The organism is Lentzea fradiae (genome assembly GCF_900100955.1).
In the GTDB taxonomy this organism is placed as follows: Bacteria; Actinomycetota; Actinomycetes; order Mycobacteriales; family Pseudonocardiaceae; genus Lentzea; species Lentzea fradiae.
In genome coordinates this window covers 433273-460016 of the sequence record NZ_FNCC01000007.1, presented here as the reverse complement: position 1 = coordinate 460016, position 26744 = coordinate 433273, and the positions used below count along the sequence as shown (strand labels likewise).

At 70.5% G+C, this 26744-nt stretch carries 19 protein-coding genes; 7 read left to right on the top strand and 12 right to left on the bottom strand.

Going from position 1 to position 26744, the window contains the following annotated elements:
• Positions 1 to 93: 93 nt before the first annotated feature.
• Genes glgB through BLT23_RS19315 form a run of 4 tightly spaced genes read right to left on the bottom strand, consistent with a single transcriptional unit; the run spans position 94 to position 7517 of the window.
• Positions 94 to 2382 carry a 1,4-alpha-glucan branching protein GlgB gene (glgB, locus tag BLT23_RS19330; RefSeq protein ID WP_176946816.1) on the bottom strand — a complete coding sequence of 763 codons (2289 nt, stop codon included), beginning with the start codon at positions 2380 to 2382 and terminating at the stop codon, positions 94 to 96.
• 2 nt (positions 2383 to 2384) lie between these two features.
• The gene (locus BLT23_RS19325) at positions 2385 to 3695 is read right to left on the bottom strand and encodes a maltokinase N-terminal cap-like domain-containing protein (protein ID WP_090051154.1); all 1311 of its coding nucleotides are present in this window, start codon (positions 3693 to 3695) and stop codon (positions 2385 to 2387) included.
• A 4-nt stretch (positions 3696 to 3699) separates the two neighbouring features.
• Complete coding sequence (treS, locus tag BLT23_RS19320; RefSeq protein WP_090051228.1) at positions 3700 to 5508, bottom strand: maltose alpha-D-glucosyltransferase; 1809 nt, start codon at positions 5506 to 5508, stop codon at positions 3700 to 3702.
• Between the two features lie 32 nt (positions 5509 to 5540).
• Positions 5541 to 7517, bottom strand: a complete 1977-nt coding sequence (locus tag BLT23_RS19315) for an alpha-1,4-glucan--maltose-1-phosphate maltosyltransferase (RefSeq protein ID WP_090051153.1) — start codon at positions 7515 to 7517, stop codon at positions 5541 to 5543.
• Positions 7518 to 7756: 239 nt separating this feature from the next.
• Here BLT23_RS19315 and BLT23_RS40065 point away from each other — a divergent pair, with 239 nt between their 5' ends.
• Together BLT23_RS40065 and glgP are read left to right on the top strand one after the other, a co-directional pair.
• Positions 7757 to 9454 carry a serine/threonine-protein kinase gene (locus tag BLT23_RS40065; RefSeq protein WP_245744035.1) on the top strand — a complete coding sequence of 566 codons (1698 nt, stop codon included), beginning with the start codon at positions 7757 to 7759 and terminating at the stop codon, positions 9452 to 9454.
• A gap of 165 nt (positions 9455 to 9619) precedes the next feature.
• Positions 9620 to 12211, top strand: coding sequence for an alpha-glucan family phosphorylase (glgP, locus tag BLT23_RS19305; protein WP_090051152.1), 2592 nt, complete (start codon positions 9620 to 9622; stop codon positions 12209 to 12211).
• A 42-nt stretch (positions 12212 to 12253) separates the two neighbouring features.
• Here the strand turns inward: glgP and BLT23_RS19300 are convergent, their stop codons facing one another.
• The 4 genes from BLT23_RS19300 to glgX form a co-directional block, all read right to left on the bottom strand.
• A complete protein-coding gene (locus BLT23_RS19300) occupies positions 12254 to 13366 on the bottom strand; it encodes a hypothetical protein (RefSeq protein ID WP_090051151.1) in 1113 nt (370 codons plus the stop codon).
• Between the two features lie 122 nt (positions 13367 to 13488).
• The gene (locus tag BLT23_RS19295) at positions 13489 to 13878 is read right to left on the bottom strand and encodes a rhodanese-like domain-containing protein (RefSeq protein WP_090051150.1); all 390 of its coding nucleotides are present in this window, start codon (positions 13876 to 13878) and stop codon (positions 13489 to 13491) included.
• Positions 13875 to 14474, bottom strand: a complete 600-nt coding sequence (locus tag BLT23_RS19290; protein WP_090051149.1) for a cysteine dioxygenase — start codon at positions 14472 to 14474, stop codon at positions 13875 to 13877. The genes BLT23_RS19295 and BLT23_RS19290 overlap by 4 nt, the downstream gene beginning before the upstream one ends.
• Positions 14475 to 14679: 205 nt before the next feature.
• Positions 14680 to 16794: a glycogen debranching protein GlgX gene (glgX, locus tag BLT23_RS19285; protein WP_090051227.1), complete on the bottom strand. Its 2115-nt coding sequence runs from the start codon at positions 16792 to 16794 to the stop codon at positions 14680 to 14682.
• Positions 16795 to 16958: 164 nt separating this feature from the next.
• On the opposite strand from glgX, the gene BLT23_RS19280 reads away from it, so the two are divergent.
• The 4 genes from BLT23_RS19280 to BLT23_RS19265 are packed head-to-tail and all read left to right on the top strand — an operon-like array spanning position 16959 to position 20674.
• Positions 16959 to 17726, top strand: a complete 768-nt coding sequence (locus tag BLT23_RS19280; protein WP_218133798.1) for an ABC transporter ATP-binding protein — start codon at positions 16959 to 16961, stop codon at positions 17724 to 17726.
• 57 nt (positions 17727 to 17783) lie between these two features.
• The gene (locus BLT23_RS19275; RefSeq protein WP_245744034.1) at positions 17784 to 18566 is read left to right on the top strand and encodes an enoyl-CoA hydratase/isomerase family protein; all 783 of its coding nucleotides are present in this window, start codon (positions 17784 to 17786) and stop codon (positions 18564 to 18566) included.
• Positions 18556 to 19512, top strand: a complete 957-nt coding sequence (locus BLT23_RS19270) for a class I SAM-dependent methyltransferase (protein WP_090051147.1) — start codon at positions 18556 to 18558, stop codon at positions 19510 to 19512. Before BLT23_RS19275 ends, BLT23_RS19270 begins: the two co-directional genes overlap by 11 nt.
• A 4-nt stretch (positions 19513 to 19516) precedes the next feature.
• On the top strand, positions 19517 to 20674 hold the full coding sequence (locus BLT23_RS19265) for a THUMP-like domain-containing protein (protein ID WP_090051146.1): 1158 nt from the start codon (positions 19517 to 19519) through the stop codon (positions 20672 to 20674).
• Here the strand turns inward: BLT23_RS19265 and BLT23_RS19260 are convergent.
• Positions 20633 to 21220, bottom strand: a complete 588-nt coding sequence (locus tag BLT23_RS19260; protein WP_090051145.1) for a TetR/AcrR family transcriptional regulator — start codon at positions 21218 to 21220, stop codon at positions 20633 to 20635. The two genes, BLT23_RS19265 and BLT23_RS19260, sit on opposite strands and share 42 nt — an antisense overlap.
• A 91-nt stretch (positions 21221 to 21311) precedes the next feature.
• On the opposite strand from BLT23_RS19260, the gene BLT23_RS19255 reads away from it, so the two are divergent.
• Positions 21312 to 21755: a DUF4267 domain-containing protein gene (locus BLT23_RS19255; protein ID WP_090051144.1), complete on the top strand. Its 444-nt coding sequence runs from the start codon at positions 21312 to 21314 to the stop codon at positions 21753 to 21755.
• On the opposite strand, the gene BLT23_RS19250 is transcribed toward BLT23_RS19255, so the two are convergent.
• From BLT23_RS19250 to BLT23_RS19240, 3 genes are all read right to left on the bottom strand, one after another.
• Complete coding sequence (locus BLT23_RS19250) at positions 21710 to 22435, bottom strand: hypothetical protein (RefSeq protein WP_090051143.1); 726 nt, start codon at positions 22433 to 22435, stop codon at positions 21710 to 21712. The two genes, BLT23_RS19255 and BLT23_RS19250, sit on opposite strands and share 46 nt — an antisense overlap.
• 79 nt (positions 22436 to 22514) lie before the next feature.
• Positions 22515 to 25772 carry a GH92 family glycosyl hydrolase gene (locus tag BLT23_RS19245; protein WP_090051142.1) on the bottom strand — a complete coding sequence of 1086 codons (3258 nt, stop codon included), beginning with the start codon at positions 25770 to 25772 and terminating at the stop codon, positions 22515 to 22517.
• 59 nt (positions 25773 to 25831) lie between these two features.
• A complete protein-coding gene (locus BLT23_RS19240; protein WP_090051141.1) occupies positions 25832 to 26686 on the bottom strand; it encodes a nucleoside hydrolase in 855 nt (284 codons plus the stop codon).
• Positions 26687 to 26744 lie beyond the last annotated feature (58 nt).

The following is a 26744-nucleotide window of genomic DNA, read 5'->3' as shown; positions in this document are numbered from 1 at the left end:
TCGAACTCGCGCGCATGTAGAGGGCAACGTGCGGCGGGCTGATCAGGTTCACCTCCGGGGGAGTGACGCTGATCAGCCCGCCGCACGGGAACCTCAGTCGGCCTCGCGAACCACTTCGGGGACACGGGCGGTCTCGGGGGCCCGGGCCTCGGAAACCTCCGCGACCTCGATGTCCCCGGCGACCTCGGAAACCTCCGCGACCTCGACGATCTCGACGATCTCGGGAACCTCCGGCACCTCGGGCACCAGCCACAGCACACCGGACGGCGGGAGCTGCAGGACGGCGGAGTACGGGCGGCCGTGCCACGGCGCGGCCTCCGCGTCGACACCGCCCAGGTTGCCCACACCGGACCCGCCGTAATGAGACGCGTCGGTGTTCACGAGCTCCTTCCACCGCCCGCCGGACGGCAGGCCGACCCGGTAGTCGTGGTGCGGCATGCCCGCGAAGTTCGCGACGCACACGAGCGTCGAGCCGTCGTCACCGATCCGCACGAACGACAGCACGTTGCCGCCGGAGTCGTTCGCGTCGATCCACTGGAAGCCCTCGGGCGTGACGTCGTGCGAGAACAGCGCGGACGACCGCTTGTAGACCGAGTTCAGGTCGCGCATCAGGTTCTGGATGCCCTGGTGCAGCGGCTCCTGCTCGGTCAGGTGCCAGTCGAGCGACCGCGACTCCGACCACTCCTGGCGCTGCCCGAACTCGCCGCCCATGAACAGCAGCTGCTTGCCGGGGTGCGCCCACATGAACGCGAGCAGCGACCGCACGCCCGCCGCCTTGTTCCAGTCGTCGCCCGGCATCCGGCCCCACAGCGAGCCCTTGCCGTGCACCACCTCGTCGTGCGAGAGCGGCAGCACGAAGTTCTCGCTCCACGCGTAGACCAGCGAGAACGTCATCTCGTTGTGGTGGAACGAGCGGTGGATCGGCTCCCGCGACAGGTAGTGCAGCGAGTCGTGCATCCAGCCCATGTTCCACTTGAAACCGAACCCGAGACCGCCCAGGTGCGTCGGCCGCGTGACGCCCGGCCACGCCGTCGACTCCTCGGCGATCATCACGATGCCGGGGTGCCGCTTGTAGACGGTCGCGTTCAGCTCCTGCAGGAACCGCACCGCGTCGAGGTTCTCGCGCCCGCCGAACTCGTTCGGCAGCCACTGGCCCTCCGGCCGCGAGTAGTCGAGGTAGAGCATCGAGGCCACGGCGTCCACGCGCAGGCCGTCGAGGTGGAACTCCTCGATCCAGAACAGCGCGTTGGCGACGAGGAAGTTGCGGACCTCGTTGCGGCCGAAGTCGAAGACGTACGTGCCCCAGTCGAGCTGCTCGCCGCGGCGCGGGTCGGCGTGCTCGTAGAGCGGCGTGCCGTCGAACTTCGCGAGCGCCCAGGCGTCCTTCGGGAAGTGCGCGGGCACCCAGTCGACCAGCACGCCGATGCCACGCTGGTGCAGCGTGTCCACGAAGTACCGGAAGTCGTCGGGCGTACCGAACCGCGAGGTCGGGGCGTAGTAGGAGGTGACCTGGTAGCCCCACGAGCCGCCGAACGGGTGCTCCGCCACGGGCAGCAGCTCGACGTGCGTGAAGCCCATGTCCTCGCAGTAGTCGGCGAGCGCCACCGCGAGCTCGCGGTAGCCGAGGCCCGGCCGCCACGAGCCGAGGTGCACCTCGTAGATCGACATCGGCGCGTTGGCCCACTGCGTGGCCTCGCGCCGGGCCGTCCACTCCTCGTCCTGCCACTGGTGCTCCGACCGCGTGACGACCGAGGCCGTCTGCGGCGGGACCTCCGTGGCGAACGCCATCGGGTCGGCCTTCTCGTGCCACACGCCGTCCTGGCCGAGGATGCGGAACTTGTACCGCGAGCCCACCGGCACGTTCGGCAGGAAGACCTCCCACACGCCGCTGGAGCCCATCGAGCGCAGCGGGTTCGCGCGGCCGTCCCAGCTGTCGAAGTCGCCCGTCACGCGCACACCGCGCGCGTTCGGCGCCCACACCGCGAACGAGACGCCGGTGACGTCGCCGTTGATCGTCTCGTAGGACCGGACGTGCGCCCCCAGCACGTCCCACAGCCGCTCGTGCCGGCCCTCGCCGATCAGGTGCAGGTCCAGCTCGCCGACCGTCGGCAGCCACCGGTACGGGTCGTCGACCTCCACCGTGTGGTCGCCGTAGGAGACCAGCAGCCGGTAGTCGCCGGGCGCCTCGGGCAGCTCGCCCTCGAAGAGCGCGTCGGCGATCCGCGGCAGCTCGACCTGCTTGTCACCCCACGCCACCGCGACCGACGTCGCACCGGGCCGCAGCGCCCGTGCGACCACCTGGTCGCCGACGGTGTGCACACCGAGCACCGAGTGCGGGTCGTGGTGGGCACCGGACAGGAGCCGGTCCAGGTCGGCCTTCACGGCTATTCTCCTCCGCTGGTCATCCGGGCGATCGACGACAGCGGAACCGTCAACCACTCCGGCCTGTTGGCGTGCTCGTATGCGACCTCGTAGACCGCCTTGTCCAGCTCGAAGGCGCGCAGCAGCGGCGCGTTGTCCCGCGGGTCGGCCGCCACCTCGGCGTAGCCGTCGCAGAACGCCGCCCGGTTGCGCTTGGTCCACTCCATCGCGCGGTAGGCGAGCTGGTCGTCGTCGGGCTGGCCGACGAGCAGCTGCCTGGCCGCGTAGTCGAACGACCGCAGCATGCCCGCCACGTCGCGCAACGGCGACCGCAGCGCGAGCCGGTCCTCGACCGACGCCGCGGGCTCGCCCTCGAAGTCGATCAGCAGCCAGCCCTGCACCGTGCGCAGCACCTGGCCGAGGTGCAGGTCGCCGTGGATGTGCTGGATCGGGATGCGCCCGATGTGCTGCCGGGCCTCCTCGAACGTGGTGCGCAGCGGCTCCTCGTACCGCGCGAGCTCCGGCACCGCCTCGGTGACCTCGCCCAGCCTGCGCAGCATGCCCGCGATGGCCCTGTCGGTCGCCGCCTCGTCCGCCACCTGCGTGCCGAGCGCCTCCGCGAGGTCGGCGTGGACCTTCGCGACGGCGCTGCCGAGCCGGTGCGCCTCCCCCGCGAAGTCACCGCCCACCTCGAACGCGTGCAGGTCGGCCTCGGCCATCAGGTCGCGGACCGACGTCTTGGCCATGTCCCAGCCCTCGACCGCGTCCGGCAGGAACTCCTGGAGCATCGCGAGCGTGACCGGTTCGCCGTCCAGCTCGGTGCTGATCGAGCCCAGCGGCTGGGCGATGTGCTCGCAGCCGACGGACCGCAGCGCGCGGTGCATCACCAGGTCGCGGTTCTCGCCGCGGGCGAGCTTGCGGAAGATCTTGAGGATGTACTGCTGGCCGTAGATCAGCGACGTGTTGGACTGCTCCACGCCGATCGGCCTGCCGCGCAGGCCCGTGCGCAGCTCCGTGCCGGGCTCGTGCGCGAAGACGATGCCGTCGGCCTCGTACCCCGCCGCGATGCCGTCGAGCAGCACGCCGTTGTGGTCGGGGTCGAGCAGCACGTCCCAGGCGCCGGTGCTCAGGCTGAGCGCCCCCTGGTAGTTCTCGGTGCGGCCGGGCTGCTCCACCTCGATGACCACGTGCACCAGGTCGTCGTGCACGACCGTCGTCCGCAGTGGACGGACGGCGGTGATCGGCTTGTCCTTGCCGCCGAACCACCTGGCCTGGGGGAGCAGATCGGGCAGAGAGGCGACCAGCTTGTCGACCAGCTCGTGGGGATCGATCACGCTTTCACCTCATCTCGCTGTCGTCGCCTGCCTCTACCAGCTGGAACCAGTAGAAACCGTGACCGGGAAGGGTCAACAGGTACGGGAGTTCCCCGATCGCGGGGAACTTGACACCTCCTGTGAGCTCCAGCGGCGTGTAGTCGCGGTGCTCGGAGAGGTCCAGCTCGACGGGCTGCGGGAAGCGGGACAGGTTGTTCACGCAGAGCACGATGTCCTCGCGGCCGTCCGGGCGCTTCCACAGCCGCTTGTACGCGAGCACGCTCGGGTTCGACCCGCCCAGCTCGCTGAAGTCGCCCTCGGCGAACGCGTGGTGCTGCTTGCGCACCTCGATCATCCGGCGCGTCCAGTTCAGCAGCGACGACGAGTTGTTGAGCTGCGCCTCGACGTTCAGGCCCTGGTAGCCGTAGACCGGGTCCATGATCACCGGCAGGTAGATGCGGCCCGGGTCGCAGCTCGAGAAACCGGCGTTGCGGTCCGGTGTCCACTGCATGGGTGTGCGCACGGCGTCGCGGTCGGCCAGCCAGATGTTGTCGCCCATGCCGATCTCGTCGCCGTAGTACAGCACGGGCGAGCCGGGCAGTGAGAGCAGCAGCGCGGTGAACAGCTCGTGCTGGTTGCGGTCGTTCTCCAGCAGCGGCGCGAGGCGGCGGCGGATGCCGATGTTCGCCTTCATCCGCGGGTCCTTGGCGTACTCCGCGTACATGTAGTCACGTTCCTCGTCCGTGACCATCTCCAGCGTCAGCTCGTCGTGGTTGCGCAGGAAGATGCCCCACTGCGCGTTCTCCGGGATCGCCGGCGTCTGCGCCAGGATCTCCGAGATCGGGAACCGCGACTCGCGCCGCACCGCCATGAAGATCCGCGGCATCAGCGGGAAGTGGAACGCCATGTGGCACTCGTCGCCGCCGACCTCCGGGTCGCCGAAGTACTCGACCACGTCCGACGGCCACTGGTTCGCCTCGGCGAGCAGCACCCGGTCGGGGTACTCGTCGTCGACCACCTTGCGGCAGCGCTTGAGGAACTCGTGCGTGCGCGGCAGGTTCTCGCAGTTCGTGCCCTCCTCCTCGAAGAGGTACGGCACTGCGTCCAGGCGGAAGCCGTCGATGCCCAGGTCGAGCCAGAAGCGCAGGACGTCGAGCATCGCCTCCTGCACGTCCGGGTTCTCGTAGTTGAGGTCCGGCTGGTGGCTGAAGAAGCGGTGCCAGAAGAACTGGCCGCGCACCGGGTCGTACGTCCAGTTGGACGACTCCGTGTCGACGAAGATGACCCGCGCGTCGCTGTAGCGCGAGTCGTCGTCGCTCCACACGTAGTAGTCGCCGTACGGGCCGTCCGGGTTCTGCCGCGACTCCTGGAACCACGGGTGCGCGTCGCTGGTGTGGTTCAGCACCAGGTCCGTGATCACCCGGATGCCCCGGCGGTGCGCCTCCTCCAGCAGGTAGACGAAGTCCTCGACCGTGCCGAACTCGGGCAGCACCGCGCGGAAGTCGCTGATGTCGTACCCGCCGTCGCGCAGCGGCGACGCGTAGAACGGCGGCAACCAGAGGCAGTCGACGCCCAGCCACTCCAGGTAGTCGAGGCGGGACGCGAGACCGCGCAGGTCACCCATCCCGTCGCCGTTGGAGTCGCTGAACGCGCGGACCAGCACCTCGTAGAAGACGGCGCCCTTGAACCAGCTCGGGTTCGCCGACGCCGGTTTGGCCGACCTGAAGTCCTCGGCCTGGGGCTCGACCAGCATCCCGTCGCCGTCGACGGATTCACCGGTGTGCGGAACACCTTCCAGCCCGAGCGCAGCGTCGGGACGGGAGTCGTCGTCCATGTTGCCCACCTCGTCGGGGGTTGTGCGGTTGATCAGCTGAAACGGCGCTGCAAGCTCACGACGTGCGCGGTGGCGCGCCACGGCTCGAGGCGGACGTAGTTGGCCTGTCCCCAGTCCCACGTCTCACCGGTGACCTCGTCGTGCGCGATCACCCGCTCGTGCCAGTCGAACCCGAGCGCGGGCAGGTCGAGGTACAGCGTCCCCTCCTGCGCGCCGTTCGGGTCCAGGCTGACCACGACCACGACCGTGTCACCCGTCTCCGGGTCGCGCTTGGAGAAGGCGACCATCGCGTCGTTGTCGGTGTGCTGGAACATCAGCGTGCGCATCTGGTGGAGTGCCGGGTGCGCCTTGCGGATGTGGTTCAGCTTGCGCAGCCACGGCTCCAGGCTCCGCCCGTCCGCCAGTGCACGGGCGTAGTCGCGGGGGCGCAGCTGGTACTTCTCGGAGTTCAGGTACTCCTCGCTGCCGGGCTTCACGGCCTCGTGCTCGAACAGCTCGTAGCCGCTGTAGACGCCCCAGCTGGGCGCGAGCGTGGCCGCGAGAGCCGCGCGGAGCGCGAACATGCCGGGACCACCGTGCTGCAGCGACTCGTGCAGGATGTCCGGCGTGTTGACGAAGAGGTTCGGCCGCGCCTCGTCCCAGTGGTCGCGCAGCTCCTCGCCGAACTCGATGAGCTCCTGCTTGCTCGTCCGCCACGTGAAGTAGGTGTAGGACTGCGTGAAGCCGAGCTTCGCGAGCCCGTAGAGCCGGGCGGGACGGGTGAACGCCTCGGACAGGAACAGCGTGTCCGGGTAGACCTCCTTGACCTTCCAGATCAGCCAGTGCCAGAAGTCCGGCGGCTTGGTGTGCGGGTTGTCGACCCGGAAGATCCGCACCCCGTGCTCTGCCCAGTACAGGACCACGCGCAGCACCTCGTGGTAGAGGCCCTGCGGGTCGAGGTCGAAGTTGATCGGGTAGATGTCCTGGTACTTCTTCGGCGGGTTCTCGGCGTACGCGATCGTGCCGTCCGGCCTGGTGGTGAACCACTCCGGGTGCTTGAGCACCCACGGGTGGTCCGGCGCGCACTGCAGCGCGAAGTCGAGCGCGACCTCCAGGCCCAGCTCCTTGGCCCGCTCGACCAGCGCGTCGAAGTCCTCGATGGTGCCGAGCTGCGGGTGGATGGCGTCGTGCCCGCCCTCGTCCGCGCCGATCGCCCACGGTGAGCCCGTGTCGTCGGGGCCCGCGACGAGCGTGTTGTTGGGTCCCTTGCGGTTGACCCTGCCGATGGGGTGGATCGGCGGGAAGTAGACGACGTCGAAGCCCATCGCGGCGACGCGGTCGAGCTCCTTGGTGGCCGTGGCGAACGTGCCGTGCACCGCCTGGCCGGTCTCGTCGATCCCGCCCGTGCTGCGCGGGAAGAACTCGTACCAGGCGCCGTAGGCGGCCGTCTTCCGGTCGCACCAGATCTTGTGGGTCTTGCCCTTGGTGACGAGCTCGCGGACGGGGTGGTCGAACATCACCTTCCGCACGTCGGCGGCGAACGCCGGCGCGACGCGCTCGCCCAGGGGCCGGTCCTCGTCGCGCAGCGCCGCGGCCGCGGTCGTGAGCAGCGCCCGCTCCTGCCTGCGGTCGGGGCGGCGGGCCACCCGGTCGAGCAGCTGGGCGCCGATCTCCAGGTCGTTCGCGAGGTCACCGGGGCCCTGCCCGGCGGCGATCTTCACCTCGACGGCGTGGTTCCAGGTGGCCCACGGGTCGCTCCACGCGTCCACGCGGAAGGTCCAGGCGCCCTCGGCGTCCGGCACGATCGTCGCGCCCCACCGGTCGAGACCGACCCCGACCTCGTGCATGCGCGTCTGGCGGGCGACCCGGTCCTTCGGCCCACGCCACGTGACGGTCGCCGCGAGTCGGTCGTGACCCTCGCGCCACACCGTGGCTTCTACCGGAACGTGTTCTCCCACAACGGCTTTGGCCGGATATCTGCCAGCCGACACCACCGGGGAAACATCGTCGATACCGAGCCGTCCACTCATCGGCAGCGCCCTTCCGCCGTGTCGGTCCGCGTCGCTGGTAATCCTGCCTTGCCCGATCAACCCGCGCTCCGGCGGGTTGCCCTGTTCAGAGCCGTACCCACCCGGGGTCGATCGCACACCTCCGATCGCCCGTGTGTCCAGGGTCTCCCGGCCACGGCGACGTCACCTCCGGACCTCTCCAGTGGACCGTTTTCTTGATACTCACAGGGTTACAGCGGTGCTACGGGTACCGTGCCCGCGTGAACAAGGTTGGTGATCGCTACGTCCTGCTCGACCAACTCGGCGCCGGGGCGATGGGTGTCGTGTGGCGTGCGCGCGACGAGCTCCTGCACCGGGACGTCGCGGTCAAGCAGCTCCTGCTCAACGAAGTTCAGCCGAACGAGTTCCACGAGGCGGTCCAGCGGGCCATGCGCGAGGGCCGCATCGCGGCGCGCCTGCAGCACCCGAACGCGATCGCGGTGTACGACGTCGTCGTCGAGAACGGCAAGCCGTGCCTCGTCATGGAGTACCTGCCGTCGCGCAACCTGTCGGCGATCCTGAGCGAGCGGGCCACCATGCCCGCCCAGGAGGCCGCGCGGATCGGGTCGCTGGCCGCCGCCGCGCTCGCCGCGGCCCACGAGAAGGGCATCGTCCACCGCGACATCAAGCCCGGCAACGTCCTGATTGGACGCGAGGGCGCCGTCAAGATCACCGATTTCGGCATTTCGCGTGCTTTGGGCGATGTCGCCGTGACCAAGACGGGCATGCTCGCGGGCACCCCCGCCTACCTGGCGCCGGAGCTGGCCCGCGGTGCCGAGCCCGCGCCGCCGTCGGACGTCTTCTCCCTCGGCGCGACGATCTACGCGATGACCGAGGGCGAGCCGCCGTTCGGCAAGAGCACGAACGACCTGGGCCTGCTCTACAAGGTCGCGCGCGGCGAGACCCGCCCGCCGACCCGGTCCGGCCCGCTCACCGGCCTGCTGGTCAGGCTGCTCGCGAACGAGCCCGCGCAGCGTCCGACCGCGGCCCAGGCCGCCGCCGAGCTGAAGGCCATCGCGGCGGGCGTGCCCGTCCCCGCCACGCAGGTCATCCCGCCGCGCCCGATGACCCCGCCGTCCGGCACCGCCGTCATGCCGCCCCAGGGACCCGGTGCCCACGGCACCCGCGCGATGCCGCCCCAGGTCATGACGTCCCAGAACATGGCGGCGCAGGGGATGACCTCGCAGGGAATGCCGCCGCAGGGCCCGCGCACCGGCCCGCCGCGCACCCGGCCCCCGGCACCGCTGCCGGAGACCTACGACGACCGTTACGACGACGACCGCTACGACGACCGCTACGACGACCGCTATGACGACCGGCGCGACGAGCCGGAGCAGAAGCGCAACCGCGGCCTCGCCGTCGCCGCGGCGGTCCTCGGCGTGCTGCTGGTCCTCGGCATCGGCTTCGTGCTCGCGCAGGACGACGACGAGAAGAAGTCCGCGAACCCCGGCACCTCGGCCCAGGAGACCCCGGAGCAGACCGCGGGCAGCACCCCCGCCGCGCCCGCGGAGCCGTCCCCGCAGGAGACCCAGAGGCCCACGACGACCACCCAGACCCAGACGCAGTCCCAGCCGCCGTCGTCGAAGCCGCCCGCCACGAAGTTCTCGGTGGCCCAGGTGGCGAGCTTCGTGAAGCAGCACTACGGCAAGCTGCCCGGCAACGTCGAGGGCGCCCGCGGCGACTGGGACCAGAAGCAGGCGCCGGGCCTCGCCGCCGAGAAGGAGTACTGGGGCGCGTTCTCGAAGGTCGTGGCCCTGGGCAACCCGGTCGTGTCGGCCAACGACGACGGGACGTTCGAGGTCACTCAGGCGCTGCAGCTGACGGAGAAGGACTCGGACAAGTCCACGACCTCCGAGCACTCGCTGGAGATCTCCGGCACGGGCGAGAAGCTGCTGATCACCGGCGAGCAGAAGGACTGACCGGCGAACCGCTCGAACGGATGACGCGCGTGTGACGCGGGCCAACCCGCGGCCGCGTCTGTCCTGCTCACGGCCACGCGTCTTCTTGACCGGTTCTGCAAGTCGTTGCAGGTCTGAGCGGGAACGTTGTCAGGCCCCCGAGTGCGGCGGGTAAGTTGCCTCGTCATGCGAGCACTTCGCCGGTTCACCGTCCGAGCCAGCCTGCCGGAGCCCTTGTCCGCGCTGAGCACGCTCGCCACCAACCTGCGCTGGACGTGGCACCCGCCCACGCAGGAACTCTTCGCCTCGATCGACTCCCGTGTCTGGTCAGAGGTGGGTGGCGATCCGCTGCGCCTGCTCTCCGTCGTCGACGCCGGGGTCCTCGACTCACTCGCGAGAGATGAGCAGTTCCTGCTCAGGCTCCACGCGCTCGCGAGTGACCTGGAGCGGTACGTCCACGGTCCGCGCTGGTACCAGCGCCGCCAGGACGAGATCGCGAGCCGCAGGGAGCACGGGGCCCCCGACACCCCGCTGCCCACGAGCGTCGCCTACTTCTCGATGGAGTTCGGCGTGCACGAGGCGCTGCCGAACTACTCGGGCGGCCTCGGCATCCTCGCGGGCGACCACCTCAAGGCCGCCTCCGACCTGGGCGTCCCGCTGATCGCCGTCGGCCTGCTCTACCGGTCGGGGTACTTCCGCCAGTCGCTGTCGCTCGACGGGTGGCAGATCGAGCACTACCCGGTGCTCGACCCGCGCGGCCTGCCGCTGGAGCTGCTCACCGAGCCGTCCGGCCTGCCGCTGCTGGTGCACGTGGCCATGCCCGGCGACCGGATGCTGCGCGCGAAGATCTGGAAGGCGCAGGTCGGGCGCGTCCCGCTGCTGCTGCTCGACTCCGACGTGGAGCAGAACGACGACGACCTGCGCGGCGTCACCGACCGCCTCTACGGCGGCGACCAGAACCACCGCATCCGCCAGGAGATCCTCGCGGGCATCGGCGGCGTGCGGGCCGTCCGGACGTTCTGCGAGCTGACCGGACACGCCCAGCCCGAGGTCTTCCACACGAACGAGGGACACGCGGGCTTCCTCGGCCTCGAACGCATCCGCGAGTACATCACCAACGACGGCCTCGACTTCGACCAGGCGCTCACGGCGGCGCGCGCCGGTGCCGTGTTCACCACGCACACGCCCGTGCCCGCCGGCATCGACCGGTTCCCCGTCGACCTGGTCCAGCACTACTTCGGGTCCGAGACGCTCGTGCCCGGCGTGAACACCCAGCGCATCCTCGCGCTCGGCGCCGAGGACAACCCCGGCATGTTCAACATGGCCCACATGGGCCTGCGGCTCGCCCAGCGCGCCAACGGCGTGTCCAAGCTGCACGGCGAGGTCAGCAGGGACATGTTCCGCGGCCTCTGGCCCGGCTTCGACGCCACCGAGGTGCCGATCGGGTCGGTCACCAACGGCGTGCACGGCCCCACCTGGGCCGCGACCGAGATGAGCAAGCTGCTCGGCGAGTCCGAGTCGGACGCCACCGACAACCGGATGGGCCTCGGCATCGGCTCGTTCGAGCCGGTCACCGACGCCGGGCTGTGGGAGATCCGCAGCACCCTGCGCGGCCGGCTGGTGGACGAGGTCCGCAGGCGGCTGCGCGAGTCGTGGCTGCAGCGCGGCGCGTCGGCGCTGGAGCTCGGCTGGACCGACTCGGTGTTCGACCCCGGCGTGCTGACCGTCGGCTTCGCCCGGCGCGTGCCCACCTACAAGCGCCTCACGCTGATGCTGCGCGACCCGGAGCGGCTGCGGTCGCTGCTGCTGCACCCCGAACGGCCCGTGCAGCTCGTCGTCGCGGGCAAGTCGCACCCGGCCGACGACGGCGGCAAGGCGCTGATCCAGCAGATCGTGCGCTACGCCGACGACGCGGGCGTGCGGCACCGGATCGTGTTCCTGCCCGACTACGACATGTCGATGGCCCGGTACCTGTACTGGGGCTGTGACGTGTGGCTGAACAACCCGATGCGCCCGCTGGAGGCGTGCGGCACGTCCGGCATGAAGGCGGCGCTCAACGGCGGCCTGAACCTGTCGATCCGCGACGGCTGGTGGGACGAGCTGTACGACGGCTCCAACGGCTGGGCGATCCCGACCGCGGACGGCGTCAACGACCCGGTCCGCCGCGACGACCTGGAGGCCAACGCCCTCTACGACCTGCTCGGCTCGCAGGTCGCGCCGCTGTTCTACGACCGCGGCGAGGACGGCGTGCCGACCCGCTGGCTGTCGATGGTCCGGCACACGCTGGCCTCCCTCGGCCCGGTCGTGCAGGCGTCGCGCATGGTCCGCGAGTACGTCGAGACCTACTACGCGCCGGCCGCGGCGTCGGCGCAGAACGTCCTCGGCGACGGCTACCGGGGCGCCAAGGAGCTGTCCGCGTACCGGCACCGGCTGCGCGCGTCGTGGACGCGGGTGCGGGTGCTCGACAGCGACCTGGTCCTCGGCGGCTCGTCCGTGCCGGTGCTGGGCGCGCCGGTCATCGTGCGGGCCCGCGTCGAGCTGGCCGGCCTGGAGCCGTCCGAAGTGGACGTGCAGGTCGTGCTCGGCAAGGTGTCGAACGACTCCGACGACCTCACCGACGTCGTGACCTCGCCGATGACGTACGCGGGCAACGGCAACTACGAGGCGGAGGTGCCGCTGCCGCACGCGGGCGCGCTCGGCTACACCGTGCGGGTGCTGCCGCGGCACGACCTGCTGGCCTCCCCGGCCGAGCTGGGCAGGGTCGTGCTGGCGAGCTGACGCGGGTCCCGGGGCACCCGGCCGGGTGCCCCGGGACGTGGCTCAGCTGATCTGCAGCCGGGCGTGCGTCGCCGCGACCCGCGGGCTCCAGCCCGCCAGCTGGTGCGCCTCCGCCGCGAGCTCGCGCGCCTTCGCGTTGTCGCCGTCGGCCATCCACGCCCGCGCGATGGTGACCAGCTCGTCGGCCCGCTCGGCCGCGTTCTCGCTCGAGTCGGCCGCGTGCCGGGCGAGCCTGCGCGCCTCGGCGGTGTCGCCCTCGAGCAGCGCGATGATCGCCAGCGTCCCGTTCGCCCGGTGCCTCGGGTACCCGGCCTCGTAGGCGTTGCCGAGCATGTCGCGCGCCGTCTCCAGACCGACCTCGGCGGGGAACTGTCCCGCCTCCACCGCCAGCGCCGTCACCCCGGCCGTCGTCGCCATGACGAGCGACAGCTCGTGCGCACCGAGGTCCTCCCGCGCGCTCAGCCCGACCACGCTCTGCAACGCGTCGAGGTACCGCTCCCGCGCGCACGCCGTGACGACCTTCAACCCGACCACCGTGATCAGGTCGGGGTGGTCCCGCAGCAACCCGTCGACGACGCGCTCGGCCTCGTCGAGGTCACCCCGCTGGTAGGCGTCCATGCCCGCCAGCACGCGAGGCCGTGCCTCCAGCTCCGCCAGCGGCCGTCCCGACAGCTTCGGCAGCGTGAACACGAACCACCCGAGACTCGTGTGCCCCGCCTGCTTGACCGGCACCAGTTGCAACGCGAGACACCCCGCCCCCGCGAGCGCCATCCCCCGTCCGAACGCCGACCCGGTGGCGAGCCACATGAGCGCGACGACCCCGGCGTAGAACAGCACCGCGAACGCCCCCGTCGACACCGTCCGCCACCGCACCCCCGGCTTCTGCCCGGTGATGCCGACCGTCGCGAGCAGCGGCACCGCCCGCACCACCACCCGCCGGTTCGTCCAGGTCCACGCCTTCACCTCGCTGCCCAGCCCGATGATCAGGTGCGTGATCCGCAGTCCGAACAGGACCGCCCCGAACGCGAGCCCCGCCTGGGGAGCGGTCATCGCCACCAGCATGCCGACGAACGCGCCCACGAGACCGATGAGGACGTCCGGATAGGTCCAGGCGATCGTGCCCGCCACGACGACGGCGGTCACGAGCCAGCGCACAACTGTCACGGTCCGCAGACGCTACCGGCGGGAGAGCGGTTCCACGCGCGGCGTTCACACCGCCCGCCCGGCGCCACCGGCAGCCCTTCCTCGCGCCAAGCCCGGGACCCGCTCCGCGCGGCTCACACCACCGGCTCGGACCCGCCCGGCACCACCGGCAGCCCCGCCTCCCGCCAGGCGCGGAACCCACCCACCAGGTCCGTGGCGTTCACCAGCCCGACCCGTTGCAGGTCCCGGGCGGCGAGCGAGGACGAGTACCCCTCGTTGCACACCACGACCACGGTCGTGTCGGCGGTGAAGCCGGGCAGCCGCCACTCGCCGGCGGGGTCGAGACGCCACTCCAGCACGATCCGCTCGACCACCACGGAGTTCTCGATCTCGCCCTCGGCGAGCCGGTTGCGGGCGGGCCGGATGTCGACGACCAGCGCGTCCTCCAGGGCGTGCACCTCGTGCGGCTCCAGCCGCCGCAGGTGCGAGCGGGCCTCGTCCAGGATCGCGTCGAGCTTGCTCACGGGCCCTCCAGGTCGGCCAGCCTGCGCAGCTCCGCCAGGGGCAGGCGGTGTGCGGGCAGCGGTGGGATCGCGTCGGGGATGTCGAGCAGCGACGCGTACTCGCGCGTCGGCACGAGTGGCGGGGAGTAGGCGTGCACGGTGGCGGCGGGGGTGTCGAAGGTGTTCAGCACCTGGTGGGCGCGGCCGGAGCCGAAGCCGAGGGCGTCGCCGGTCTCGCGGACGGCCGTGCGGACCGGGCCCGCCGGGTAGCGGTACTCCTCGCGCAGCCTGCCGGTCAGCACGGTGAACGAGCCCGCGGCGCCGCCGTGGTCGTGCGGCTCGGTGTGCTGGCCGGGCAGCCACGACAGCAGCCACAGCTCCACGCCCTCGGTCAGGCCGAGGCGCGCCCACCAGCGGTGCTCGGTCGAGTACTCGAGGACGGAGAGCAGCTCGGTCGTGAGCTCGCTCGCCACGTACGAGGTCAGTTCCCGCAGCTCGCGGGGTGTCCACAGGGACCGGGACGGGTGGATCACGTCCCTGAGCAGCCGGCCGTCGAGGGCGGGGTGCAGGTCGGACTGGTCGCGGACAGGGGTGTTCTCAGCAAAGGTCGAGGTCACCGGACTCGCTCCTGAAAGCCACGTCGGTACGGGGTAGCGATCAAGACGCGACGCGGAGCGCGTTGTCAGCGCGTGCGTCGCGTCGAGCTACACCCGCACGACGCCACGAGAACGAGGTCGATCGCGCGGTCCGTCCAGGAGTAGACCAGCACTCCGTGATGGTGCCAGACCGAGCCGGAGCCTGTCTGGAGCGTCCACCAGGTGATCAGCGAGGCACCCTGAGCAGCACCAACGACCTCGCGCCCACCTCCACCTCCGCGCGGGGCGCCAGCGCGCCGGGGGCGGTGGGGGAGCCGTCCGGCGTCGTCGTGTCGAGGTACGGCTCGAACGACTGCCCGTACCGCTCGTGCGGCAGCGTCACGGTGATCGGCTCGGCGCCCGCGTGCATCAGCAGCAGCCACGAGTCGTCGGACACGAGCTCGCCCTCGCGCGTGCGGGACATGCAGTTGGAGCCGTCGACGAACATGCCGAGCGTGCGGCGGCCCTCGTCGAACCAGTCGGTCTCGGCCATCTCGCGGCCGTCCGGCCGGAACCACACCAGGTCCGGGTTGCCGCTGGGCGTGGTGCGGCCCTCGAAGAACTGCGGCTGCCGCAGCGCGGGGGAGGACGCGCGCAGCTCGATCAGGCGCTGGGTGAAGCCCAGCAGCGTCTTGCCCGCCTCGGTCTCGGTCCAGTCGACCCACGACACCGCGTTGTCCAGGCAGTAGGCGTTGTTGTTGCCGCCCTGGGTGCGCCACATCTCGTCGCCCGCGGTCATCATCGGCGTGCCGGTCGACAGCAGCAGCGTGGCCAGCAGGTTCCGCGCCTGCCTGGTGCGCAGCGCGAGGATCTCCGGGTCGGACGTCTCACCCTCGGTGCCGCAGTTCCACGACCTGTTGTCGTTCGTGCCGTCGCGGTTGTCCTCGCCGTTCTCCTCGTTGTGCTTGTCGTTGTACGAGACGAGGTCGCGCAGCGTGAACCCGTCGTGCGCGGTGATGAAGTTGATCGACTGCCACGGCCTGCGCAGGTCGTCCGCGTACAGGTCGGACGAGCCGGAGAGCCGGTAGGCGAGGTCGCGCACCGACGTGTGGCCGCGCCAGAAGTCGCGGACCGTGTCGCGGTAGCGGCCGTTCCACTCGGCCCACTGCACGCCGAAGTCGCCGACGCGGTAGCCGTCGCCGGTCGCGTCCCACGGCTCGGCGATCAGCTTCGACCGGCACAGCACCGGGTCGGTGGTGATGGCGGTGAGCAGCGCCGAGTCGCGGTCGAAGAAGCCGCCGCCCGGCCTGCCCATCGTCGAGGCCAGGTCGAACCGGAACCCGTCGACGCCCATCTCCTCCGCCCAGTACCGCAGCGAGTCCGTCACCAGTCGCACGACCTGCGGCGACCCGGCGTCGAGGGTGTTGCCGCAGCCGGTGATGTCGACCGTGCTGCCGCCACCCGCGTGCAGGTAGTAGCCCGGCGCGTCGAACCCGCGGAAGCAGATCGTCGGCCCGTCCGGCCCGCCCTCGCAGGTGTGGTTGTAGACGACGTCGATCAGCACCTCGATGCCCGCCGCGTGCAGCGCGGACACCATCGTCCGGAACTCCTGCACCTCGTTGCCCGGCTCGCTCGCGTAGGCGGCGTGCGGCGCGCAGTAGGCCAGCGGCGAGTAGCCCCAGTAGTTGGACGCGCCCCTGCTGATCAGCGACGGCTCGTCCTGGAACGCCTGCACCGGCAGCAGCTCGACCGTGGTGACGCCCAGCCGGGCGAGGTGCTCGACCGCCGCCGGGTGCGCGAGGCCCAGGTAGGTGCCGCGCAGCCGCGGCGGGATGTCCGGGTGGTTCTTCGTGAAGCCCTTGACGTGCAGCTCGTAGATCACCGTCTCCTCGAACGGGACCTCGGGCTTCACGCCCGTGTTCGCCCCACCGGGTGAGCTCACGACCGACAGCGGCACCGACCCCAGCGAGTCGGCCACCGACGGCGGCCCGTGCATCGGGTCGCCCACGTACCCGAGCGCGGCCTCCAGGTTCGTGATCTTGCCGGTGATCTGCCGCGCGTACGGGTCGACCAGCAGCTTCGCCGGGTTGCAGCGCAGCCCGCGGGCCGCGTCGTACGGCCCGTGCACCCGGAAGCCGTACTTCTGGCCGGGCGTGACGCCGGGCACGAGACCGTGCCAGACGCCGAACGTCCGTTCGGTCAGCTCCACCCGTTTCTCGGTGCCCTCGTCGTCGATCAGGCACACCTCGACGGCGTCGGCGACGAGCGATGTCACCGCGAAGCGGACACCGCCTGCCTCGGCGTGCGCCCCCAGCGGGAACGGCCGGCCTGCCAGCACCTCGGACTCGGGTCGAGTAGCCATGCCCCCGATCTTGGCATCCGCCACCGACAATGAACTCGAGAGTTCACACAGGCGGCGCAGCGGCGCCGCGCGTCCCGAGGGACACCCCGCTGCAGGACCCGCCGGTGGCCGTTGGGGACAATGGGGCCGTGGCGGACGTCGACGTGACAGATCTGGTCGTGCACATGGCGGGCGTGTCGGTCCGTCGAGGGAAGAACACGCTGGTCGGCAACATCGACTGGAGCGTGGAGCTGGACGAGCGGTGGGTGGTGCTCGGCCCGAACGGGGCCGGCAAGACGACCCTGCTGAGGCTCTCCAGCGCCGACCTGCACCCGACGAGGGGCAAGGTCCACCTGCTGGGTGAACGCCTCGGCAAGACCGACGTGCAGGAGCTCAAGCCGCGCATCGGCCTGTGCTCCGCGGCGCTGAACGGCAGGGTGCCCGCCGACGAGAAGGTCGTCGACCTGGTCGTCTCCGCCGGCTACGCGGTGCTCGGGCGCTGGCGCGAGGAGTACGGCAAGCAGGACACCGACCGCGCCCGCGAGCTGCTCGGCACCCTCGGCATCGGGCACCTGGCCGACCGCCTCTACGGCACGCTCAGCGAGGGCGAGCGCAAGCGCACGCTGATCGCCCGCGCCCTGATGACGGACCCGGAGATGCTGCTGCTCGACGAGCCCGCCGCGGGTCTCGACCTCGGCGGCCGCGAGGACCTCGTGGCGAAGCTGTCGGAGCTGGCGCTCGACCCGGACGCGCCCGCGATGGTGCTGGTCACGCACCACGTGGAGGAGATCCCGCCGGGCTTCACGCACGCCCTGCTGCTGCGCGAGGGCTCGGTCGTGGCCCAGGGCCTGCTGGACGACGTGATGACTGAGGAAAACCTCTCAAAGACGTTCGGCCAGGACCTGGAGCTGCAAAAGTCGGGCGACCGGTTCTTCGCACGCCGGAAGGTGTAGCGAAGTTACCGAGGAGTAACGTGACACCGTCGTCGCGACGAACTTTGGGAGGGCCGCGTGACTGCTGAGTTTGTGAGGCTGGAAGTCGAGGACGGGATCGGCACGATCCGCTTGGAGCGGCCGCCGATGAACGCCCTGAACCGGCAGGTGCAGACAGAGCTGCAGGCCGCGGCCAAGGAGGCCGCCGAACGTCCGGACGTCTACGCGGTCATCGTCTACGGCGGCGAGAAGGTCTTCGCGGCCGGCGCGGACGTCAAGGAGTTCGCACAGATCTCCCACGCCGAGATGACGCTGCGGGCCAAGAGCCTGTCGGACGCGCTCGGCGCGATCGCCACGATCCCCAAGCCGACCGTGGCCGCGATCACCGGCTACGCGCTGGGCGGCGGCTTCGAGGTCGCGCTCGGCTGCGACCGCCGCATCGCCGGTGACAACGCGAAGGTCGGCCAGCCCGAGATCCTGCTCGGCCTGATCCCCGGCGGTGGCGGCACGCAGCGCCTCGCCCGGCTGATCGGCCCGGCGAAGACGAAGGACCTGCTCTACACCGGCCGGTTCGTCGGCGCCCAGGAGGCGCTGGAGCTCGGCATGGTCGACGAGGTCGTCGCCCCCGACGACGTGTACGCGGCCGCGGTGCGCTGGGCGAAGCAGTTCGTGAACGGGCCGGTGCTCGCGCTGGCGGCGACGAAGGCCGCGGTCGACGGCGGTCTCGACACCGACCTCGAGTCGGGTCTCAAGCTCGAGAGCCACCTGTTCGCGGCCCTGTTCGCGACCGAGGACAAGAAGGCGGGCGTGCAGTCGTTCATCGAGAACGGGCCCGGAAAGGCGAAGTTCAGTGGCAACTGACCCGGCACCCAACCCGCACGCGACGGCCGAAGAGGTCGAGGCGGCCTACAAGGACACCAAGCTCGCGCAGGTGCTCTACCACGACTGGGAGGCGGGCACCTACGACGAGAAGTGGTCGATCTCCTACGACGAGCGCTGCATCACCTACGCCACGGACCGGTTCCGCGCCGCGGCCGGTGACGTGGGCCCGTACGAGCACGCCCTGGAGCTGGGCTGCGGCACCGGCTTCTTCCTGCTGAACCTCATGCAGGGCGGCGTGATCAAGAAGGGCTCGGTCACCGACCTGTCGCCCGGCATGGTCGAGGTCGCGCTGCGCAACGCGCAGAACCTCGGCCTCGACGTGGACGGCAGGGTCGCCGACGCCGAGCGGATCCCGTACGAGGACAACACGTTCGACCTCGTCGTCGGTCACGCCGTGCTGCACCACATCCCGGACGTCGAGGGCGCGATGCGCGAGGTGCTGCGCGTGCTGAAGCCGGGCGGCAGGTTCGTGTTCGCGGGCGACCCGACGAACATCGGCAACTTCTACGCCCGCAAGCTCGGCCAGGCGACGTGGTGGCTCACCACCAACGTCACCAAGGCCGTGCCGGTGCTCAACGGCTGGCGCCGCTCGCAGGAGGAGCTCGACGAGTCCTCCCGCGCCGCCGCGCTGGAGGCCGTGGTCGACCTGCACACGTTCGACCCGGACCAGCTGGAGGCGACGGCCCGCCGTGCCGGTGCCGTGGCCGTCCGCGCGGTGACCGACGAGCTGTCGGCCGCGCTGTTCGGCTGGCCGGTGCGCACGTTCGAGGCCGCCGTGCCGCGCGAGAAGCTGGGCTTCGGCTGGGCGATGTTCGCCTACCGCACCTGGCAGAACCTCTCGTGGCTCGACCAGAACGTGCTGTCGAAGGTCCTGCCGCGCGAGGTCTTCTACAACGTGGCGATCGCCGGCGAGAAGCCCGCCTGACCCGGTGTACGCGTTCACCTCGTCCGACGTGGCGTTCCTGCGCTCCGCCGCCGGAACCGCCGCGCTGGCCGAGGTGGACGCGTTGCCGTTCACGGACTCGTCCCGCCTGCACGACGTCGGCGTGGCCCGCAAGCTGCTCGGCGAGTCGTTCGCGCCGGTCGTGGAGACGGTGTTGCTGCGCCGTCGCGCCGCGGCCAAGCTCGACTCGCCCTCGTCGTGGCTCTTCACCGACGACGCCCTGCAGCAGGCCACCGCGTCCGCCGTCGCCCGGCACCGCGCGGCGAGGTTCGCCGGTCGTGACGTCCACGACGTCACGTGCTCCATCGGCGCCGACCTCTTCGCGCTGAGCCAGGTCGCCGCCCGTTGCGTGGGCTCCGACCTCGACCCGGTGCGGCTCGCGATGGCGCGCAACAACGTTCCCGGCCGGCTCGTGGTGCGGGCCGACGCGTTGCGGCCGGTGTCGCGCGCGGGTGCCGTCACCGCCGACCCGGCCCGCCGTGACTCCGCCGGGCGCCGCAAGTGGAACCCGTCGGACTTCGTGCCGCCGCTGGACGAGCTGGCGTCCGTCTACGCGGGCGTCGACCTCGCGGTGAAGTGCGCTCCCGGCATCGACTTCGCGGTGGCGCCGTGGGCCGACGAGATCGAGGTCGTGTCGCTCGACGGCGCGGTCCGCGAAGCATGCCTGTGGACGAGAGGTCTCGCCACGCCAGGGGTTTCGCGCCGCGCGTCCGTGCTGCACGGCTCGTCGTCGTGGACGCTCACCGACGCCGAACCCGATGACTGCCCCGTCGCCCCACCCGGTGCGTGGCTCGTCGACCCGGACGGCGCGGTCGTGCGTGCGGGCCTGGTCCGCCACTACGCGGCCCGCCACGGCCTGTGGCAGCTCGACGAACGCATCGCCTACCTCAGCGGGGACGCCCCGCCGCCCGGCATCCGTGCGTTCCGCGTGCTCGAACACGGCCACTACACGGAGAAGTCGCTCAAGTCCCTGCTGCGGACCCGGGGCGTCGGACGGCTGGAGATCCTGGTGCGCGGCCTGGACGTCGACCCGAACACGTTGCGCAAGCGCCTCAAGCTCTCCGGTTCTTCCGAGGCCACCGTCGTCCTCACCCGCGTGGGGTCACGGCCGGTCTTCCTGCTGTGCCAGGCTGAGCGCACCTAGCGCCAGCTCCAACCGGGCCTCGTGCTCGCCCGTCCGCAGCCGCGCGTTCCGCGTGAGCGTCGCGATGCCGTGCAGGGTGCTCCAGTAGACCTCGGTCAACGTTTCCAGGTCTCGTTGCCCCACAACGGGTTCGACCGCCGCAACCATCTCGGCGAACGCCTCGCGCAGCTCCGCCGGCGTCTCCTCCGTGCCGAACGACAGGTCGATCTGCTGCACGAACATCGCGTCGTAGAGCGCCGGCCGCTTCCGCGCGAACTCCAGGTAAGCCTCCGCGGTGGCACGCAGCCGCGTCTGTCCCCGCCTCGGGCGTGCCTTGCGCAGCTCCTGCCCCAGCACCCCGAACCCCTGGATCGCCACCGCCCGCACGATCGCGTCCTTGCCCTTGAAGTGGCTGTAGAGCACCGGCTGGCTGTACTCGACCCTGTCGGCGAGCCGGCGCGTGGTGACCGCGTCCCAGCCTTCTTCCTCCGCCAGCTCGCGAGCGGCGTCGATGATCAGCTGATGGCGCTCGGCGCGCTCGCGCTCCCGCCGGTTCTGGATGCCCACGCTCCAGAATCTAGCACCGCTAGACTTCCGAGCACTCGTTCTGTTAGCGTCGCTCTCGTCGCTAGCACTGCTAGAAATTCTGGAGGGTGACATGCGGATCACCACGATCCTGTCGTGGCTCGTCGTGGCGGCGGGCTTCTACTTCGGCCTGAGCTACCTGCTGGCCGGGGAGTGGGCGGCGCCGGGGTTCGGCATCGTCGACCCGGACGGCTACTACGTGGTGAAGGGCGTCCGCGACATCGCGTACGGCCTGACCGCCCTGATCCTGCTGGTCATGGGGCACCGGCGGGCGCTGGGCTGGGTGGTCCTGGCGGACTCGGTGATCCCCATCGGGGACGCCGTCGCCGTGATGACACATGGCGGGACGGTCGGTCACGCGTTGGCGGTGCACGGTTCGGCGGCGGTGCTGGTGCTGATCACAGCGGGGCTGCTGCTCCGGGAGAAGACTCCGGAACGTGCCGAGCTGATGATCTCGCGAGCAAGCGCCGGTCAGCGCGGCGCGGATGCCTCAGGCGACAACGCCCGGACGGCCTGAGCCACCCCGGCGTCGGTGATCTCGACCAGCAAGAGCCCGGTCAGCTCGTGGAACGCCCGGCCGAGCTCGTCCGGATGGGCAGACCTCGCGATCGTCCCGGCGAACGCGGCCGGGTCGCGCAGGTCGTCCAGTCCGCGTCCCTGCACCGCGAGCACGCACTCGGTCAAGCAGCGCAACGACATCACGTGCTCGCGCATCCCGTTGAGCATCTGCAACGCCTGCCACACCCGCCCGCGCGCCAGGGACGACCGCACGTGCAACCCGTACAGCCAAGCGAGTCCGATGAGCTCCGTGCGGTCGGGCGGGCCGATCTGCGGCAGGTCGTTGGCCTCGCCGAAGAGCAGCTGGAACGTCGGCCCGGTCGCGCCGAACTCCGAGGACGGCCAGAACGCGATGTCCACCTGCAACGAAGACCGCATCAGGAAGACGCGGAACAGCACCGAACCGCGTCGAAGGTCCACGTGACCCACTGCGTCGCATGCGTACATCAACGCGGTCCAGTCGGTGACCACAGCGTCCATCTCGCTGTCGACGGAGAGCGCGAAGTCGATGTCCGACCAACGGTCTTCCTTGCCCACGGCAGCCGAACCCGTCACCGCGGCACCGACCACGCGGTGGTCGATCTCGGCGGCGTTGACGAGGTCGCGGCGCACTTGGTCGCGTTCGGAAACCGAGAACACCGTCCCCATCGTATGGTCTGTTGCCCGAAATCCGACGAGGGTGGTTCCGGTCACCGAAACCACCCTCGTCAGGACCGGGTTATTCGAGTGCCAGCGCGAAGATGTGCATGTTTTCGTCGTCCGGCAGCACGACGGAGGCGAGCGTCTTGCCCGCCGGTGCCACGTACGTCTTCGTCGCGAAGATGTGCGTGGCGACCTTCTCGTTGCCGCCACCTGGCTGGTTCCGGTATGGAGTGTCGGCGACGATCACGTTGCCGTAGCTCGGTTCCGCCGATCCGCCGCCCAGCGTCCAGTCGCTGAAACCGATGTCCACCGACGCCGTCGTGCCGTCCGTGAACGTCACGGTGGCCGCCTTCGACCGCCCGCCGTTCGCCGCCGCGCCGACGAACGCCACGCGCGTGCCGGACAGGGTGAGCGTCTGCTTCCCCGCGGTCACGTTGTCCGGGCGGCCGGGAGGCGACGACGGCCAGGTGAACGTCAAGCCGTCGACGGTGCCGGTGCCGCCCGGCGGGAGACCGGCCGCGGCGAGCGCCTCGCGCGAGTAGCTGTAGCCGCCGCCGTCGAAGTCGCCCTCGCCGGTCTCGTCCGCGGACGCACCGACGTTGTTGACGGCCGCGAACATGCTGCCCGCCGGCGCGACCTTCACCGTCTCCGGCAGCACGACCGGCTGCCGCGCGCCCTCGACGGTGACCGTGACGGTGATGTCGTAGAAGTCCTGCGGGGTGCCGTCCTTCGCCGAGACCGTGAACTCACCGGGCACGGTGCCGGTCTTCGGCGTGAACTCCAGCGAGTCCGGGCCCGTGACCGTGTAGGTGGCCTTCGGGTCGCCCTCGTACAGCTTGACCGCGTTGACCTTCGCCGTGGCGGACCCGCCCGGCTCGACCACGAGCTGACGCGGCTCGACGGACAGGTGGTACGGCTGGTCGTGCCGGATCGGCTGCTCACCGTCGCGGAACGACGGCGGGGCGTCGTTCGCGCCCGTGCCCCAGCTCGACGGTGCCTTGCCCAGCACGAAGTCCAGCTTGCCGCCGCGCTCCACGAACGACTCCGGCAGCCAGGTCTTCGTGGACGCACGGCCGTTGACCTTCAACGACTGCACGTACTTCGTGGCCGCGTTGGCCTGCGGAGCGTTGATGGTGATGTCCTTGCCGCCACCGCGGTTGATCTTGACCGAGGTGAACAGCGGGCTGCTCAGCACGAGCTCGGCGCGGGACGGCACCTGCGGGTAGATGCCCATCGCGGTGAAGACGAACCACGACGACATCGCGCCTAGGTCGTCGTTGCCGGGGATGCCGCCGGGAGCGTTCTTCCACAGCGTGGTGACGGTCTCGCGCAGCGTCTCCTGCGTCTTGGCCGGCTGGCCCGTGTAGTTGTAGAGCCACGGCACGTTCACCGACGGCTCGTTGTCCAGTTCGGACTTCCCGTTGCCCTTCCCGGTGAGGACCCAGTTGCCGTCCTCGTCGTGGAAGAAGTCGTCGAGCCGCTTGTTGGCGCGCTCGCGGCCACCGAGCGACTCGACGAGCCCGGCGACGTTGTGCGTGACCATCCACGTGTACTGGGCGCTGCCGCCCTCGACGAACCCGTTGCCGGTGTCGGGCGTGAAGTTCTCGACCCACGTGCCGTCGGCGTCGCGGTTGCGGATGTAGCCGCCGGTCTTGTCCGCCACCGGGTCGAAGTTGTTCTGCCACCACTGCGCGCGTTCGGCGAACGTCTTCGCGATCTTGCGGTCACCGGTGCGTTCGGCGAGCTGGCTGATCGCGAAGTCCGCCGCGGAGATCTCCAGGGTCTCCGCCGCGCCACCCCACGCGTTCGTCACGGACGGCATGTACTTGTGCTCCAAGTACTTGTCGAGCGACGGCCGCTGCCCGACCGACATGACGGCCCAGCCTTCCTTGCTCAGGTCCAGCGCCGTCGGCACGGTCGCGGCCTTCACCAACGACTTCAGCGACGCCCTGATGTCGTACTTGTCGCCGCCGAACGCCGAGATCGCCGCGAGCGCGATCGGAGCCGGGTCGCCGTTCATGACGTGCGTGCCGCCGTTGTTGTGCGTCCAGCGGTCCCAGACGCCGTTGTTCTGGTTGGCCTGGTTGAGCAGCGACTGCGCGATGTCCGACCCGACCTGCGGCTCCAGCAGGGTCAGCAGCTGCAGCTGCGAGCGGTAGACGTCCCAGCCGGAGAACGTGCCGTACTGGGCTTTCTGGCGGCTCTTGTCGATCTTGCGGACCTTGCCGTCGAACCCGGCGTACTCGCCGTTGACGTCGCTGAACAGGTTGGGGTGCAACAACGAGTGGTACAGCGCGGTGTAGAACTTGGTCCGCTCGTCATCGGAGCCGCCGCCGACCTCGATGCGCCTGAGCTGCTTCTGCCACGCGATGTAGGCGTTGTCCCGCATGTCCTCGATGGACTGGCCCTTGTTCTCCGCCTTCAGGTTCGCCTTGGCGTTGGCGAGGCTGACGTAGGAGATGCCGACCTTGACGTTCACCTGCGAGCCGGGCTCGAAGCCCAGGTACGCGCCGGAACCCTTGCCCAGCACCGGCCAGCCGTTCGTGCCGTACGTCGTGCCGCCCTCCGACGTCGTGCCGCCGGGCGTGACAACGTTGTCCTGATACGTGCCGACCTCGGTGAACGGCTGGTCGAACTCCGCCACGAAGTGCAGCGTGTAGTAGCTGCGGCGGCCGGCCTGGTTGATGTAGCCGCAGAAGTTGCCGCTCGTGACACTGCCGGTGATCGTCCGCTTGTCCTTGTCGACCACGGTCTGCGCGTCACTCGACCCGACCTGCGACTTGGACGTGTTGACCAGCACCGTCGCGGGCTTGCCGGCGGGGAAGCTGAACCGGGCGAGCCCCGTGCGCTCGGTGGCGGACAGCTCGGCCTTGGCCCCCGACTTCAACGTGACGTCGTAACGGCCGGGCTTCGCGACCTCGTCCGCGTGCGAGAACTCGCTCGCGTAGACGGCGTCGGTCGCGTCCGTGGTCGGCGACGTGGTGACCGTCCCGACGTGCGGGAAGATCGGGATGTCACCGCTGCCGCCCGCGCAGCCCGTCCCGGACATGTGGGTGAGGCTGAAGCCGCGGATCTTCGTGGCGTCGTACCGGTACCCGCCGGGGGCGGCGGCGCGCAGGGTGTTGCCCCGGCTCGCCTCGGGGCTGAAGGAGAACATGCCGAAGGGCACGACCGCGCCGGGAAAGGTGTTCCCGAGGTTGGTGGTGCCGATGAACGGGTTGACGTGTGCCGCCGGGTCCGGCACCACCTGGGTCTGGGGCTGAGCGGAGGCAGGGACCACTCCGAACGTCATGGCCACCGCCACCGCAGCCGTCGTGAGGACTCTTCGCTGCATGGTCGCGGACCTTACTTTCCGTGCCCGCCCAACCCCAGACCGTGAAGCGGATTCTGTCGTCAACCGGACAAGCGCTGCTCCATGAAGGACCTCAGCGCGGGCCAATCGGTCTCCTCCGCCACCTCTACCTGGTGCTTTCCTTCGACCAACGCACCCTCGTCGTCAACGTCGAGCCCGTGCGTCCTCAACCGCAACGTCCCCGGCACGATCGCCTCCGCCACCGCGACGGCGTCGTGGACGAGGATGCCCTCCTCGTGGCGCGACTGGTTCTGGTCCTTGTGCGCGGCGAGGTAGGCGCGATAGGTGCCCGTGAGGTTGCTGAGCACCGGGTCGACGTTGGCGAGGAACTCGGTGTCCGCGATGCACTTCTGGGTGAGGTTGAGCGGTACCACGATCGGGTTGGCCTTGCGGATGACCGTCTGCGCGGCCTTCGGGTCGGCCCAGAAGTTGAACTCGGCCCGCAGCGTCGTGTTCCCCACCCCGAGCCCACCACCCATGACGATCAGCCGCGGGAACTCGATCCCGGCCTCGACCGCCCTGGCGATGTTGGTGAGCGGCCCGATGGCGGCGACGACCGTGTCCGGCGTGATCGTGTCCGCGAAGAACTGGACCGGGTCGTCACCGTGCACGGGCTGGGGGTTCTCGGGCAGCGACAACGCCTGCCCACCGAGCCCGTCCTGGCCGTGCACGTCCGCGGCGCCGCCCTCGCCGGGGCTGCCCTTGACCACCGGCACGTCGGTGCGACCGAGGTGGGCGAGCAGCCGCAGGGCGTTGGCGGTGGTGAGGTCCAGGCCGACGTTGCCGAACACCGTGGTCAGGCCCTTGAGCTCGACCTCGGGACTGCTCGCGGCCAGCGCGATCGCGAACGCGTCGTCGACGCCGGGGTCGGTGTCGATGATGAGAGGAGTCGCCATGCCCGTCAGCCTGCCTCACACCTGGGCTCGGGACTCGGCATCCGCCTCGGAGACTTCC

What these genes read in the sequence shown, in the direction of transcription:
- treS (WP_090051228.1), bottom strand. Translation starts at nt 5,508, where the DNA reads ATGGACGACGACTCCCGTCCCGACGCTGCGCTCGGGCTGGAAGGTGTT.
- BLT23_RS19315 (WP_090051153.1), bottom strand. Translation starts at nt 7,517, where the DNA reads ATGAGTGGACGGCTCGGTATCGACGATGTTTCCCCGGTGGTGTCGGCT.
- glgP (WP_090051152.1), top strand. Translation starts at nt 9,620, where the DNA reads ATGCGAGCACTTCGCCGGTTCACCGTCCGAGCCAGCCTGCCGGAGCCC.
- glgX (WP_090051227.1), bottom strand. Translation starts at nt 16,794, where the DNA reads ATGGCTACTCGACCCGAGTCCGAGGTGCTGGCAGGCCGGCCGTTCCCG.
- BLT23_RS19280 (WP_218133798.1), top strand. Translation starts at nt 16,959, where the DNA reads ATGGCGGGCGTGTCGGTCCGTCGAGGGAAGAACACGCTGGTCGGCAAC.
- BLT23_RS19255 (WP_090051144.1), top strand. Translation starts at nt 21,312, where the DNA reads ATGCGGATCACCACGATCCTGTCGTGGCTCGTCGTGGCGGCGGGCTTC.
- BLT23_RS19245 (WP_090051142.1), bottom strand. Translation starts at nt 25,772, where the DNA reads ATGCAGCGAAGAGTCCTCACGACGGCTGCGGTGGCGGTGGCCATGACG.
- BLT23_RS19240 (WP_090051141.1), bottom strand. Translation starts at nt 26,686, where the DNA reads ATGGCGACTCCTCTCATCATCGACACCGACCCCGGCGTCGACGACGCG.